The following is a 12832-nucleotide window of genomic DNA, read 5'->3' on the forward strand; positions in this document are numbered from 1 at the left end:
CGGGTTCCAGGACACGGCCCATGGACGCCTCAGGGCCGGCGGCGGAGTGCCATCCTGTCCCGGTTGAAAGCAATTCTTAACCCCGTGCGGCCAGTCTACTCCGGCCTTTGATCCTTATTTGTCGCAAATCCGCACGGAAACCGCCTCAACGTTTCCCGGAGTTGCTCTGGTGACCGACGGAGAAACCGCATGAACCGCATCCTGGCCGTAACGCTCGTTTCCGTGATGCTCGCCGGTTGCGGGTCGACGAAGGCAACGCGAACCGCGTCGGGCGCGGTGATCGGAGCCGGCACGGGCGCGGTCGCCGGTGCCGCGATCGCCGGAACGCCGGGCGCTGTCGTCGGCGGCCTGGGCGGCGCGGCGGCCGGGGCCGTGATCGGCGCGAGCCAGTAAGCGCCAGCCGACGGGATCGTCGAAACGGCCGCCGGGCTCCGACAGCCTGGACACCATCTCGGACCCGGTGGCCGGAAAGATGCGGCCTTCTGCTTCGCCGCCCTGACTTCAGCCAAGGGCACGCCTGTCTCTTGCCCGATTTGAGACGTGTTCAATCCTCTCGATATCTGTCCGCTCTCTCGGCGGCATCGCGCGGGATTTCGCAGCAAACGTCACTCAAAGCGAATGACCGGAAACTGGCCATCGTTCGCGGCCAGCACGATCTCGGTGAGATAGCTGCGCGTAAGTTCGATGGCTTCGGCTCCGACCGCTTCACCCCATTCAGCCTCGATTTCCGCATAGATCCGCTCCACGGTCGCCAGAAGCCGTTTTCCGCGTGGGGCAAGCTCTACGATCTTCATCCTTGCGTCTTGGGGATCGGCCGACCTACGGATGAGACCTGCCGCATCCATCGGTTCGAGAACTTTCGACACGGCCTGTTTTGTCACGCCGAGCTTCGATGCCAGTTCAGTCGAACTTGCCGGACGATCGCGCGCGGCGAGCAGCACGAATCCGTAAGCCGGCCGGATGTCGTGCCACCCCTCATCGCGCAGGCGCCGGTGCAGGCTATCAATCAACAGCCGATAGGACATGGCGAGAAGCCTGGCCAGCGGAACAGGCTTCCCGCTTTTGCTTACAGCGCCCATGGCGGCGTGAACGTCATATCGCCTACCCGAGCCTGACCGCCGACCGGCAGGCAGCACATGAGCCTTAGCATCTCGTCGCCATTGTTGGCGAGTTCGAACTCGGTATCGCGCGGAACCACGATAGCGTCGCCTTTTACGGCCACGCCTGCCTCGTCGCCAATGCGGACAGATGCGGTGCCGTAGAGAACGACGAAGACCTCTTCATGCGACAGCGAGTGCGGCGTTGCCGGCGTACCTGGTTCGATTTCAACCTGCCAGACTGCCGTTTCGGTGCTGCCCCGGCTCGGCGTCGCCAGCGACGTAAATCTGACTCCGCCGAGATCATGCGTGTGCCCCGATGGCGCTTGAATGATCGACATGCTTCTCCCTTTCGTCAACCAGGTTGACTTCCTAACTTGTCAAAGACATCTCGTCAACCCGGTTGACTAAAATCTCCTCCGCTAAGACGCCTGGCGGCGAAAGTGAGCGTGTCGGCGAAGCTGAGGCATATCCTGGAAGCGGACTCTATGGCTGGCACGTCTCTGCCAACCTGACTTGTGCCTCTCCGCAATGCCCGCCGGCAAAGATCAGGCGCGGGAGGCAGACTGCAGAGCCTCGCGCCGATGCGGGGCGCCGAGAGCGCGTATCTCGCTGGCCTCCAGCGGCGGCGAGAGCAAGAAGCCCTGCAGTTCGTGGCAGCCCATCCTGATCAGGAGATCGCGCTGCTCCGGGGTCTCGACGCCCTCGGCGGTGACCTTCATCCGCATCGCCGTGGCGAGCGCGACGATCGCCCTGACGATCGCCGACGACCCGTCCGATCCGCCGAGCGTCTTGACGAAGGAACGGTCGATCTTCAGCTTGTCGATGACGTGGCGCTGCAAATAGTTGATCGACGAATAGCCGGTGCCGAAATCGTCGAGCGCAACGCTGACGCCGCCGGCTCGGAGTTCCGCGAGCACGGCCCCGGTGGCCCGGCTGTTCTCGAGCAGCGCGCTTTCGACGATCTCTATCTGGATGCGGGATGGCGGCACGCCTGCCTCTCGAAGCACCGAGAGCACATGATCGGGAAAATCGGCATTGCGCAGCTGGTGCGGCGACATGTTGACCGCGATCCACGGCAGATCGCTGGTCGCGGCGAAGCGGACGGCTTCGCGCAGCACCCAGTCGCCGAGCAGGCCGGTCATGCCGCGCTCCTCGGCGATCGAAACGAAATGGGCCGGCGAGAGCACGCCATGCACCGGATGGTCCCAGCGGATCAGCGCTTCGGCGCCGACGACCGTGATGCAGTCGGGAGCATAGATCGGCTGGTAGAGAAGCTTGACCTCGTCGCCGCCGGTCAGCGCGGCGCGAAGGTCGCTTTCGATCATGCGCTTGCGCCGCAGGAGGTCGTCCATGTCGCTGGCGAAAATCTGGTGGCGGCCGCCGCCGGCCTTCTTGGCTTCGTATAGCGCGATGTCGGCCTTGCGCAGCAGGTCATCAGGGTCGGTGTCGGGGCCTGACGAGATGGCGACGCCGATCGAGGCGCCGACGAAGACCTGGTTGCCGAGCAGGCTGAAGGGCTTGCCGATCTCGCCGAGCAGCCGCTGGCAAAGTTCCTCCGCGGTGCCCAGATCCTTGATGTCGAAGACGATGACGGCGAACTCGTCGCCGCCGAGCCGGGCGACGGTGTCGACCTTGCGCACCGCCTTCTCCAACCGGGCAGCGGCCTGCCTGACGAGCTCGTCCCCGCAAGGGTGGCCGAACGTGTCGTTGACGGTCTTGAAGCGGTCGAGGTCGATGTAGAGAAGACCGATCCGGCGGTTGTCGCGCGCCACGGCCAGAAGCGCGCGCTTCAGGCGATCCTCGAAGAGGGCGCGGTTGGGCAGGCCGGTCAGCGTGTCGTGGAAGGCGAGGTATTGAGCCTGGTCCTGTGTGCGCTGCAACTCGCCCGCGGCGCCGCGCAGGCGCCCCAGCAGGAACCAGAGCACGCCCGCGGCGAGCAGGGCGAAACCGATGAGCGCAGGGCTCGCCTCCCGGATCAGCGTCAGACCCGGCCGGTCCTGGTTCCAGGCGATATAGCCGAGGATGACCCCGTTCGAACCCATCAGCGGGATGCTGGCGCCGGGCAGCGACGAGGTCAGCTGTTGCGGCAGCATATGCGCGCCGCGGAGCTGATACTGGCTGGCGATGCGGTCGACGACCTCGCCGTTCACGAACTGGACGGAAACGTGGACATATTCAGTGCCGGGATCCTGCGCGACACGGTCCGAACTTGGCACGATCGGCTGAACGGCGATGATGGCGGGCGCGCCGCCGAAGGACACAATGTCGCTCGCAACCAAGGGCGGCGGATCGTCGGCGGCGGCCGCACCCTTCATCAGCGCGCGCAGCTTTTCGACGAAAGGCTCGATCCTTGGGCGGTCGTCCTCATAGGCTGAAGGCGCCAGCGTGCCGCCGTCCCGCATTGCGTGGACCGGACGGCCGGCGGCGTCGAGCACGTAGACGCGGTCCAGGCCGTAATAGGCGTGCATCCACTCGCCGAGATTTTCGGCCATCCAGGCCTGGTCGCCCCTGCGCGCGGCGAGAATGGAATCGTCCCACTCGGTGACGCTCTTCTGCTGGCGCACGACCTCGGCCATCTCGTCGGCGATGCCGGCGGCGACGAAGGCCTTCTGCTTCTCAAGCGAAACCCGGTCGGCCTCAAGGGTGGCGAAGAAGCCGAATCCGACGACGATCGCCAGCGAAAAGGCCGCGAGCGCGAGAACGATCAGCGTGACCTGAAAGGTCAGCGGGTTGTATTGGGCCTTCGCCATATCCCCTAGCCCGGTTCGAGCGAGGGGATCGTGACACACCCAGCTTAACGTCCCGTTAGAGCGACCGCTCGAACGCAACGCATGTCGCAAGGTGCGGGATTCCAGGCAAGCGCCGGCTAACGTCGCGACGCGGCCGTGGCCGTAGCGAAATCAGTAGACCCTCGTCATCTCCAAGCCAAGCATGTCGTAGCGCACTGCCAAGAAACCGTTCGGCATGATGCTGACTGCCTCGGGGAGGACCGCAAGCACATCCTGAGCCATGACGCCGCGATAGACCTCGTCGCCGCCGATGTATTTGAAGTTGTAGATCGGCAGCCCGTTTGCAGCGGCGCCAACCCGTTCGATGTCGGTTTTGAGGCGACGATCGCTCGGCTTCATCAGGACAAAGCTGTCCCCGCCCGCCGTCACGGCCGAAAGCACTCCGCGCTTGCTGATTGCGGGCTTCACGTATGTTTTTCTCACGGCCCTCTCCTTCGTGACTGAGATCCAGTGCGCCGGATTGTACCCCAGCGGAAGCGGGCAGTCATCCCGCCGCAAGGGCCTATGAACGCCGACCGGGCTTGACCCGTCGCGCCCGCCGCCGCACCAATCTGGCATGAGCGACAGGTTTTTCGAATCGCGCACACCCGGGACAGGGGCCGAACCGCGCAGCAACGCCGCCGAATATACGGTGAGCGAGATCTCCAACGCGCTGAAGCGGACCGTGGAGGACGCTTTCGGCAATGTGCGCGTGCGCGGCGAGATCTCCGGCTATCGCGGGCCGCATTCGTCGGGACACGCCTATTTCAGCCTGAAGGACGACCGCGCCCGCATCGAGGCCGTGGTGTGGAAGACCACCATGGCGCGGCTGAAGTTCCACCCCGAGGAAGGCATGGAGGTGATCGCGACCGGGCGGCTCACCACCTACCCCGGTTCCTCGAAATACCAGATCGTGATCGACAGTCTGGAGCCCGCGGGCGCCGGCGCGCTGATGGCGCTCCTGGAGGAACGCAAGCGGCGGCTGGCGGTCGAGGGGCTGTTCGACAAAACGCGAAAACGCCCCCTGCCCTATATGCCTGATGTGATCGGCGTGGTGACCTCGCCGACGGGCGCGGTGATCCGCGACATCATCCACCGCATCAAGGACCGCTTCCCGCTTCATGTGATCGTCTGGCCGGTGCGCGTGCAGGGCGAAACATCAGGCGCGGAGGTCGCGGCGGCGGTGGCGGGCTTCAACATGCTTGTCCCCGGCGGGCCGGTGCCCAGGCCCGACGTGATCATCGTGGCGCGTGGCGGCGGCAGCCTGGAGGACCTCTGGGGTTTCAACGACGAAGCCTTGGCAAGAATCGTGGCGGCGTCGGGCATTCCTGTCATCTCGGCTGTGGGACATGAGACCGACTGGACGCTGATCGACTTCGCGGCGGACGTGCGGGCGCCGACGCCGACGGGTGCTGCCGAGATGGCGGTGCCGGTGAAGGCCGAGCTCGAGGCGACGCTCGCCAATCTTTCGGCGCGGCTGAAGGCCTGCACATCGCGCAATTTCGAGCGCAAGCACACCGCACTCAGGGCCGCCGCAAGGGCGCTGCCTTCGCCCGACCAGTTGCTGGCGCTGCCGAGGCGGCGCTTCGACGAGGCGACAAGCCGGCTCGGACGCGCGCTGACGGTGTCGACCGAGCGCAAGCGGGCGCGGCTTTCCGGGATCAGGCTGACGCCGGCGATGCTGTCGCGGCGGATCGGCGAGGCGCGCAAGGCCACCGCGCGCGACCTGCAGCGCGCGCAGGCGGCGCTGCGGGCGCTGGTACGCGAGCGGCGCGGCAAGTTCGACCGGGCCAAGGCGCGGCTTTCCGTCGAGCCGCTGGCGCGGCGGCAAAAGACGGCGCGCGAGCGGCTGGCCGACTTCGCACGCCGCAGCGACCAGGCGGCGTCGCTGATGCTCGAACGCAACCGCACCCGGCTCGACCATTCGGAACGGCTGCTCGCCACGCTGAAACTGTCCGACCAGTCGATCCTCGACCGCGGCTACGCGCTGGTGATCGGACCGGACGGCAAGCTGGTCAAACGCGCCGCCGAAGTGGCGCTCGGCGCGGAGCTGACGCTGAAATTCGCCGACGGGACCGCAAAGGCGACCGGCGGCGGGATGCGGCTGAAATCGACGCGGACGGCGGCCAAGCCTAGGGATCCGGGCAGCCAGGGATCGCTGTTCTAACCGCGTCCCGGACGCGCCCCACCACCATCCGTGCTACTTGAGCGCGGCAACCAGCAGGAGAACCGCGATGGCGGACACGAAAGACAGCAACGGAACGAAACTCGCCGACGGCGATTCCGTCACCCTGATCAAGGACCTCAAGGTCAAGGGAACCTCGGAGACGCTGAAGCGCGGCACGCTGGTGAAGAACATCCGCCTGACCGACGATCCCGGCCAGATCGAATGCAACACCAAACAGGTGAAGGGCCTGGTGCTGAAGACGGAATTCCTGAAGAAGGCCTGAGGTCGCGCTTCCCGGGAGGATACGATGAGCAACCCCCATCTGGCCACGCCGTCGGGCAAACCGCGCGCGCGCAGCTTCGGCATCCCGTTCGACGGAAAGCCGGGACCGAACAATGCCATCACCGACGTGCCCGGCGTGACCGTCGGCTACACGACGCTGATCTCCGGCGACGGGCCGCTCGTGGTCGGCAAGGGTCCGGTCCGGACCGGCGTGACCGCGATCCTGCCAAGACCGCGCGCCGATATCGCGAAACCGGTCTTCGCCGGCATGTTCAGCGCCAACGGCAATGGCGAGCTGACCGGCTCGCATCTGATCGAGGAGATCGGCGCGTTCAACCTGCCGGTCACCATCACCAACACGCATAGCTGCGGCGTGGCGCGGGACGGTACGCTGCGCTGGGTGCAACGCATCCTGCCCGGTGCGATGGACGATGCCTGGGGGCTGCCCGTGGCGGGCGAAACCTATGACGGGTTCCTGAACGACATCAACGGCCACCATGTGACATCAGAGCATGTGGCGGCGGCGATGGACGGCGCGACGAGCGGGCCGATCGAGGAAGGCAGCGTCGGCGGCGGCACCGGCATGATCACCTGCGGCTTCAAGGCGGGATCTGGCACCGCCTCGCGCGTCGTCGAATGGCAAAGCGAGCGCTACACGCTCGGCGTCTTCGTGCAGTCGAATTTCGGCAAACGCTGGAATTTCATGGTGCGCGGCGTGCGCGCCGGACTTGAGCTCACGGAGCCGGCGATCCGCGAAGGCACGCCCCGGGCGGAGAAGAGCTCGATCATCGCGATCGTCGCCACCGACGCGCCGCTGATGCCGCACCAGCTGAAGCGGCTGGCCAGACGCGTGCCGCTCGGCGTGGCGATGACCGGCGGCTACGGCTACCACAGCTCCGGCGACATCTTCCTCGCCTTCTCGACGGCGAATGCCGAGGCGGCGGCGGGCGCGTCCGGAAGGCTGGCGCGGGCGCAATACGTGCCCGATATCGACATCGACCGTTTCTTCGACGCCACGGTGCAGGCGACCGAAGAGGCGATCCTCAACGCGCTGACGGCGAACGAGGACATGACCGGCTGCAACGGCAATTTCGTGCCGGCGCTGCCCAAGGAGTGGCTGAGGCGGACCTTCTCCGCCTGAGCCGCACGACGAGAAGGCGGCCTACGCCACCTCCACCCACTTGCCTTTCTGGAACGACGTTGCCATCGCCGCGATGGTGCGCTCGATCAATATGCCTTCCTCGAAGCCGACAGAGACGCTCGGCTGGCCGAGCATGCGGGCGATGAGCTGGCGGCATTCGATGATCTTCAGATCGTTGAAGCCGAGATTGTGGCCTGCGGCCGGGATGAAGCGATCGTAGGGCGGATGGTGTGGCGCGGTGAGCACGGTGCGGAAACCCTGCTCGGTGGCGCGGTCGGAGGTGACGTAGAGCTGCAGCTCGTTCATGCGTTCCTGGTCGTAGAGGATCGAGCCCTTGCCGCCGAAAATCTGGATTGCGATGCGGCCCTTCCTGCCCCAGGCGGTGCGGCTGACCGCGACGTAGCCCGACGCTCCGTTTTCGAGGCGAAGCATGATGGTGGCGATGTCGAACACCTCGACCTCGCGCTCGCCCTCGGGCGTCTTGCGCGTCGGATAGGGTTTGGCCATGTCGCACATGACGCGAGTGACGCGGCCGAACAGCGTGTGGAGCAGCGACAGGGGATGCACGCCGAAATCGTCGAGCGCGCCCCAGCCGTTGATCGCCTCGTGACGCTGCTGGAACGGCGCTTCCGGATCGGCCAGAAAGTCCTCGTCCATCTCGATGCGGACATGGTTGACCGGGCCGATGACGCCTTCGTCGAGCAGCTTCCTGATATGCCGGATGGCCGGGTTCTGGATGTAATTGTAGCCGAGCACAGTTGTCTTGCCCGAGGCTCGCGCGGCGGCCAGCATCTCCTCGGCCTCGGCGAGTTTCGGTGCCATCGGCTTTTCGCACCAGACATGCTTGCCGGCGGCAAGCGCGGCTTTCGCCATCTCCAGATGGAACTTGTTGGGCGTGGTGATGGAGACGACATCGACCTCCGGATCGGCGATCACACGCTTCCAGTCGCCCGATGCTTTTTCGAAGCCGAACTCCTGGGCTTTGCGGTGCGCCAATTCATCGTTGGCCTCGCCGAGATGGACCAGCCGTATCGGAGGAATGTCGCCGAAGACCGGCCGCACCGAGTTCCAGGCAAGCGCATGGGCCTTGCCCATGAAGCCGGTTCCGATAAGACCGACGCCGATCTCGTTCATGCATAAACTCCAAGCTGACCCTGCGCTGCCGCCCGAAATCGTCTAGCGCTTCGCATTATGGAATAAAAGGTGCATTCACAAATGCAGGTGGAATTTTTGTTCTATTTCTGCTTGATTGGCGCGACTTAAAACAGGCTCAGGCGAACGCTTCATGACGGGCACCGATCGTGCACCCAAGGATTTCCAGGCGCTGCGCACGGCGATCGCGCAGCGCGCCGAGCAACTGCCCAAGCGGCTGATGCAGATAGCCGGCTATGCGCTGGAGAACCCCGACGAGATCGCCTTCGGCACGGTGGCGAGCATCGCCGCCAGCGCCGACGTGCAGCCGTCGGCGCTGGTACGGTTTTCGCGGGCGCTCGGCTACCAGGGCTTCACCGACCTTCAGGACGTGTTCCGCTCGCGCCTGCGCGACCGCGTGCTGAACTATGACGAGCGGCTGGCGCAGATGCGCGACCACGGCATCGCCACCAGCAAGTCGGGCCTGGTGCTCGACGGTTTTCTCGAAGCCAGCGAGCGGTCCATCGCGAAGTTCCGCGAGAAGGTCGACCACGAGGCGATCGACCGCGCGGTGGGCATCCTCGCCGCCGCCGACACGATCTACCTGATCGGGCTGAGGCGCTCCTTCCCGATCACCTCCTATATGAGCTACGCGATGGGCAAGCTCGGCGTGCGCAACATGCTGGTGGACGCCGTCGCCGGCATGGGCGCGGAGCAGGCGAGCTTCGTTTCGGCCGGGGATGCCGTACTCGCGATCAGCTTCGCGCCCTATGCCAGCGAGACGGTGGCGCTGACGGGCAGCGTCAAGGCTCGCGGCGCCAGGATCGTGACGATCACCGACTCGGTGTTTTCGCCGATCGCCTCGCCGGCCGATGTACTGATCGAGGTCAGCGAGGCGAATTTCGAAGGCTTTCGCTCGATGGCGACGACGATGGCGATCGCCATGACGCTGTCGGTTGCGGTCGCGGCGCGAAGGGCCGAGGGGTAGCTTCTCGGACCTCAGGTCCAGACCTCTTCGAGCAGCGCGGTATAGTCCGCCGCCGTGGCCGGCCGCGGATTGGTCGGGTGCGAGTGGTCGGCAAGCGCGCGCTCCACCACCCAGTCGAAGCTCTCGCGGCTGACGCCGAGCGTGCGCAGGCCGGCGACAATGCCGAGGCGGCGGTTGAGCGCCGCGAAGGCGTCGGCGAGGTCGACGCCGGCGGCGAGGCCAAGCGCTGCGCGCAGCCGCCCGTATTTTTCCGGCGCGCTTGGCGCGTTGAAACGCAGCACGGGCGGCAGGAGGATGGCGTTGAGCATGCCGTGATGCAGGGCGGGCTCCTTCAGCCCGCCGAGCGCATGCGACAGGGCGTGAATCGCGCCCAGTCCCTTCTGGAAGGTCAACCCGCCTTCCAGCGCGCCCATCATCATCTGCCAGCGCGCGTCGCGGTCTGCGCCGTTCTCGCGGGCGCGCTCGATGTTGTTCCAAAGGCGCGCCGCGCCGTCGAGCGCGATTGCCTCCGCCGGCGGATTGACGCGCGGCGACAGCAGCGTCTCGACGCAATGCGACAGCGCGTCGAGACCGGTGGCGGCGGTGAGACCGGGCGGCAGGCCCAGCGTCAGCTCGGGATCGCAGATGGCGCGCTTCGGAATCAGATGCGGGCTGATGAAGCCGAGCTTGCGGCCGTCGCGCAGCGTGACGAGCGCGGCGCGGCCGACCTCCGAACCGGTGCCGGCCGTGGTGGGCACGGCGATGAGCGGCGCGACGGCGGGTGTGATCCTGGCGACGCCGCCATAGATCGCGGCATATTGCTCAAGCGGGCCGGGATGGGTCGCGAGCAGGGCCACGCCCTTGGCGAGGTCGATCGGCGAGCCGCCGCCGAGCGCCACGACGCCGTCGCAGCGATTGTCGCGATAGGCGGCGACGGCGAGCGCCACGGCCTCCTCGGTCGGATTGCTCGGCACATCGAGGAAGGCGACGCTCTCTGGCAGCAACGCCTGCACCCGCGCGACGAGGCCCGTCGCGGCAAGCGCCCGGTCGCTGACCAGCAAAGGCCGCGAGATGCCGAGCGCGCCTGCCTCAGCGGCGAGGGTCGACACGGCGCCGAAATCGAATTTTATGGTGGTGAGATAGAGGATGTCGGCCATCTGCTTCCCGCTCGTGATTCGCTGGCGCCGATTTGTGCGTGCGCGGAACGGAGTGTGGCACGGACGGGCAGAACGTGCAGCCTTCATGGCTACCCAGACGACAGGACACGCCGCCAGGCGCTTCCGCGGCGTTACATTGATGTCACAGTCGGCTACTTAATGAGCGCGATGAGTAACCGGTGAAGACAGCATGCTTGACCGCGGGAATCGCATCGGTGATCAAGACGGTTTCAGGAAGGGGATTTCCATAGTGAAGAAGACCTATGAGAAGCCGACGCTCGTTCGGCGCGAGACGCTGAGCAAGGTGACTGCCGGGGACGGATCGGTACAACCCGCAGATTGACAAGGTCGCTTTGACTAGGCGGTAGACCAGCGCCACACATCTTTTGCGCAACGGAGCACTGTGATGAAGAAAATTTATGAGAAGCCGACGCTCGTCCGGCGCGAGACGCTGAGCAAGGTGACTGCCGGGGACGGGTCGCTCCAGATCACAACAGCCTAACAATGGAGCGGATGATGAAAAAGACCTATGAGAAGCCGACGCTCATTCGACGCGAGACGCTGAGCAAGGTCGCGGCCGGCAGCAACTCGCCGCTCATCATCGACCCCAACGGCGCCATCGATCAGAACGGCACAGGCAGCTGACGTAATTTCGCCTGCATCGTTGCCGCACCAGGTCGGCGGCCTCTTGGCGGATCAGGCTCTCTTCGCCGCCATGTGCGCGTCCAGCTTTTTGCGCGACGGCCCGTAGCGCTTTATGATCGTCTTGGCTTCGTCGGGCGACACGCCGAACTTTCGAGCGAAGTCGGCGACTTCATATGTCTCGCCACTCGCCACCAGTTTGCGGTCTTCCTTCGTCTTGCTCTTGTCGTCGGGCATCGTCGTGACTCCGCTTTGCTCCAGAGCATTTACAATAGCAAAGATGCGGCCTCGGTTCCCCTGGCGCAAGTGCCGGCCGCGGCCCGAAATGATGGCGGGGACACTAGCGGCCCGCATAACGTCGCCGGAAGGCGTTTGCGGCGGCCCATCATTGCGGACTTTCCACTGAATGCCGGATCGTTGCGGACCGAATCGATAGCTCTCTGAAATCGTTCGGACTACGATGGTACCGTTGGCTGGGATCGAACCAGCGACCTCCGGATCCACAATCCGGCGCTCTAACCAGCTGAGCTACAACGGCACGCGCCCGTAGGGCTACCCGCGAGCGAACGTCAATCCGCTCGCCTGTCGGCGAGGGGTCCATAAGGGCTATCGCAATTTAATTCAACCCCGTCGCGCGGCAAAGGCCAAACTGAAAAGTCGCGGCCCGGCGATCGGAGGAAGACAAAGAAAAGGCCGGCGGGAGGAGGTGCCGGCCTTTTCCTGTTACGAGCCGGCGGGAGGAGGTGCCGGCTGGTTACCCGGAAGGAAGCGGGAGGAGGTGCCGCCTTCCGGTATTACTGGTCGCTGAAAGTGTCAGGCGACCTTAAGTTCCTTGACCGCCTTCTCGAAGACGGTCTTCATCGGCGCCGAAACCTTCTCGGCTGCCTTGCTGGCGGCGGCCTGGAAATCCTTGGCCTGCTCGACGCTCGCCTCGACGCGCTTGCGCAGGAACGAGGTCTGCAGCTCGATGACGTCCGACAGCGTCTTGGCGCCGAACAGGGCTTCGAGGTGATCGAAGCCGGCCTCGGCGTTGGCGCGGAAAGCCGAAATGGTCTTCTGCGACAGATCGCCGGAAACGCTCTTGGCTGTCTCGAAAGTCGACTCGAGGGCCTTCTGGGTCTCCTCGGCGCCGGTCTTCAGCTTCGCATAAGCTTCCTTGGACTGCTCGACGCTCTTTTCGGCGAAAGCGCGAATCTGGTCGGTCGCCTTGGAGGCGTCGAAGCTCGGAAACTCGATGTTCTCGATGAATTCTGCGGTCTTTTCAGCGGCCTTGGCCATTTTCCTGTCCTTTGATAGAGAAGCGGCTCGAAGCTGTCTGCCTGGGCCGTCTTGTTGCTGATGAAATTTATATAGAGCAATTCATTGTGCATTGCAACATAAATGTTGCGGTGCACCATAACGCCTTGTGGCAATTAACCAATTCGCCAAATTGCCTCATTGCCGCCACCAGCGTTGTGGACTGAAATCGGGCCGGGTT

The 12832-nt window shown here is 65.1% G+C and carries 15 protein-coding genes and 1 tRNA gene; 7 read left to right on the plus strand and 9 right to left on the minus strand.

From position 1 onward, the window contains the following. Positions 1-189 precede the first annotated feature (189 nt). Positions 190-393 (plus strand): glycine zipper 2TM domain-containing protein, encoded by a 204-nt coding sequence (locus ABLE71_RS01710; protein WP_348781646.1) that lies wholly within the window; start codon positions 190-192, stop codon positions 391-393. A gap of 212 nt (positions 394-605) precedes the next feature. On the opposite strand, the gene ABLE71_RS01715 is transcribed toward ABLE71_RS01710, so the two are convergent. From ABLE71_RS01715 to ABLE71_RS01730, 4 genes are all read right to left on the minus strand, one after another. Then, positions 606-1025: a MarR family transcriptional regulator gene (locus ABLE71_RS01715; protein WP_348781647.1), complete on the minus strand. Its 420-nt coding sequence runs from the start codon at positions 1023-1025 to the stop codon at positions 606-608. Positions 1026-1066: 41 nt separating this feature from the next. Next, positions 1067-1438 carry a cupin domain-containing protein gene (locus ABLE71_RS01720; protein ID WP_348781648.1) on the minus strand — a complete coding sequence of 124 codons (372 nt, stop codon included), beginning with the start codon at positions 1436-1438 and terminating at the stop codon, positions 1067-1069. Between the two features lie 207 nt (positions 1439-1645). Then, complete coding sequence (locus tag ABLE71_RS01725) at positions 1646-3850, minus strand: EAL domain-containing protein (RefSeq protein WP_348781649.1); 2205 nt, start codon at positions 3848-3850, stop codon at positions 1646-1648. Between the two features lie 150 nt (positions 3851-4000). Beyond that, positions 4001-4312 (minus strand): tail fiber domain-containing protein, encoded by a 312-nt coding sequence (locus ABLE71_RS01730; RefSeq protein WP_348781650.1) that lies wholly within the window; start codon positions 4310-4312, stop codon positions 4001-4003. 133 nt (positions 4313-4445) lie between these two features. Between ABLE71_RS01730 and xseA the strand changes: the two genes are divergently transcribed. The 3 genes from xseA to ABLE71_RS01745 all read left to right on the plus strand — a co-directional run bounded on the left by xseA (position 4446) and on the right by ABLE71_RS01745 (position 7458). Continuing rightward, the gene (gene xseA / locus ABLE71_RS01735; RefSeq protein ID WP_348781651.1) at positions 4446-6035 is read left to right on the plus strand and encodes an exodeoxyribonuclease VII large subunit; all 1590 of its coding nucleotides are present in this window, start codon (positions 4446-4448) and stop codon (positions 6033-6035) included. A gap of 67 nt (positions 6036-6102) precedes the next feature. Next, positions 6103-6318, plus strand: a complete 216-nt coding sequence (locus ABLE71_RS01740; protein ID WP_348781652.1) for an alkylphosphonate utilization protein — start codon at positions 6103-6105, stop codon at positions 6316-6318. 24 nt (positions 6319-6342) lie between these two features. After that, a complete protein-coding gene (locus tag ABLE71_RS01745) occupies positions 6343-7458 on the plus strand; it encodes a P1 family peptidase (protein ID WP_348781653.1) in 1116 nt (371 codons plus the stop codon). A gap of 21 nt (positions 7459-7479) precedes the next feature. On the opposite strand, the gene ABLE71_RS01750 is transcribed toward ABLE71_RS01745, so the two are convergent. Further along, on the minus strand, positions 7480-8592 hold the full coding sequence (locus ABLE71_RS01750; protein ID WP_348781654.1) for a Gfo/Idh/MocA family oxidoreductase: 1113 nt from the start codon (positions 8590-8592) through the stop codon (positions 7480-7482). A gap of 151 nt (positions 8593-8743) precedes the next feature. On the opposite strand from ABLE71_RS01750, the gene ABLE71_RS01755 reads away from it, so the two are divergent. Continuing rightward, positions 8744-9577 (plus strand): MurR/RpiR family transcriptional regulator, encoded by an 834-nt coding sequence (locus tag ABLE71_RS01755; RefSeq protein WP_348781655.1) that lies wholly within the window; start codon positions 8744-8746, stop codon positions 9575-9577. Positions 9578-9588: 11 nt separating this feature from the next. Here ABLE71_RS01755 and ABLE71_RS01760 read toward each other — a convergent pair whose 3' ends face one another. Further along, positions 9589-10713: an iron-containing alcohol dehydrogenase gene (locus tag ABLE71_RS01760; protein WP_348781656.1), complete on the minus strand. Its 1125-nt coding sequence runs from the start codon at positions 10711-10713 to the stop codon at positions 9589-9591. Positions 10714-11119: 406 nt separating this feature from the next. Between ABLE71_RS01760 and ABLE71_RS01765 the strand changes: the two genes are divergently transcribed. Next, positions 11120-11215 carry a putative RiPP precursor gene (locus ABLE71_RS01765; RefSeq protein ID WP_348781657.1) on the plus strand — a complete coding sequence of 32 codons (96 nt, stop codon included), beginning with the start codon at positions 11120-11122 and terminating at the stop codon, positions 11213-11215. 14 nt (positions 11216-11229) lie between these two features. After that, the gene (locus ABLE71_RS01770; protein WP_348781658.1) at positions 11230-11358 is read left to right on the plus strand and encodes a putative RiPP precursor; all 129 of its coding nucleotides are present in this window, start codon (positions 11230-11232) and stop codon (positions 11356-11358) included. A 51-nt stretch (positions 11359-11409) separates the two neighbouring features. Here ABLE71_RS01770 and ABLE71_RS01775 read toward each other — a convergent pair whose 3' ends face one another. From ABLE71_RS01775 to ABLE71_RS01785, 3 genes are all read right to left on the minus strand, one after another. Continuing rightward, a complete protein-coding gene (locus tag ABLE71_RS01775) occupies positions 11410-11592 on the minus strand; it encodes a DUF3606 domain-containing protein (RefSeq protein ID WP_348781659.1) in 183 nt (60 codons plus the stop codon). A 224-nt stretch (positions 11593-11816) separates the two neighbouring features. Beyond that, positions 11817-11893, minus strand: a tRNA-His gene (locus ABLE71_RS01780). 275 nt (positions 11894-12168) lie between these two features. After that, positions 12169-12633, minus strand: coding sequence for a phasin (locus ABLE71_RS01785; RefSeq protein ID WP_348781660.1), 465 nt, complete (start codon positions 12631-12633; stop codon positions 12169-12171). Positions 12634-12832 lie beyond the last annotated feature (199 nt).

Origin of the sequence: Mesorhizobium sp. KR9-304 (assembly GCF_040049215.1) — a bacterium.
Lineage (GTDB): Bacteria > Pseudomonadota > Alphaproteobacteria > Rhizobiales > Rhizobiaceae > Mesorhizobium_K.

Coding starts and splice junctions, on each gene's coding strand:
- ABLE71_RS01710 (WP_348781646.1), top strand. CDS start 190: ATGAACCGCATCCTGGCCGTAACGCTCGTTTCCGTGATGCTCGCCGGT.
- ABLE71_RS01715 (WP_348781647.1), bottom strand. CDS start 1,025: ATGTCCTATCGGCTGTTGATTGATAGCCTGCACCGGCGCCTGCGCGAT.
- ABLE71_RS01720 (WP_348781648.1), bottom strand. CDS start 1,438: ATGTCGATCATTCAAGCGCCATCGGGGCACACGCATGATCTCGGCGGA.
- ABLE71_RS01725 (WP_348781649.1), bottom strand. CDS start 3,850: ATGGCGAAGGCCCAATACAACCCGCTGACCTTTCAGGTCACGCTGATC.
- xseA (WP_348781651.1), top strand. CDS start 4,446: ATGAGCGACAGGTTTTTCGAATCGCGCACACCCGGGACAGGGGCCGAA.
- ABLE71_RS01740 (WP_348781652.1), top strand. CDS start 6,103: ATGGCGGACACGAAAGACAGCAACGGAACGAAACTCGCCGACGGCGAT.
- ABLE71_RS01745 (WP_348781653.1), top strand. CDS start 6,343: ATGAGCAACCCCCATCTGGCCACGCCGTCGGGCAAACCGCGCGCGCGC.
- ABLE71_RS01750 (WP_348781654.1), bottom strand. CDS start 8,592: ATGAACGAGATCGGCGTCGGTCTTATCGGAACCGGCTTCATGGGCAAG.
- ABLE71_RS01755 (WP_348781655.1), top strand. CDS start 8,744: ATGACGGGCACCGATCGTGCACCCAAGGATTTCCAGGCGCTGCGCACG.
- ABLE71_RS01760 (WP_348781656.1), bottom strand. CDS start 10,713: ATGGCCGACATCCTCTATCTCACCACCATAAAATTCGATTTCGGCGCC.
- ABLE71_RS01765 (WP_348781657.1), top strand. CDS start 11,120: ATGAAGAAAATTTATGAGAAGCCGACGCTCGTCCGGCGCGAGACGCTG.
- ABLE71_RS01770 (WP_348781658.1), top strand. CDS start 11,230: ATGAAAAAGACCTATGAGAAGCCGACGCTCATTCGACGCGAGACGCTG.
- ABLE71_RS01775 (WP_348781659.1), bottom strand. CDS start 11,592: ATGCCCGACGACAAGAGCAAGACGAAGGAAGACCGCAAACTGGTGGCG.
- ABLE71_RS01785 (WP_348781660.1), bottom strand. CDS start 12,633: ATGGCCAAGGCCGCTGAAAAGACCGCAGAATTCATCGAGAACATCGAG.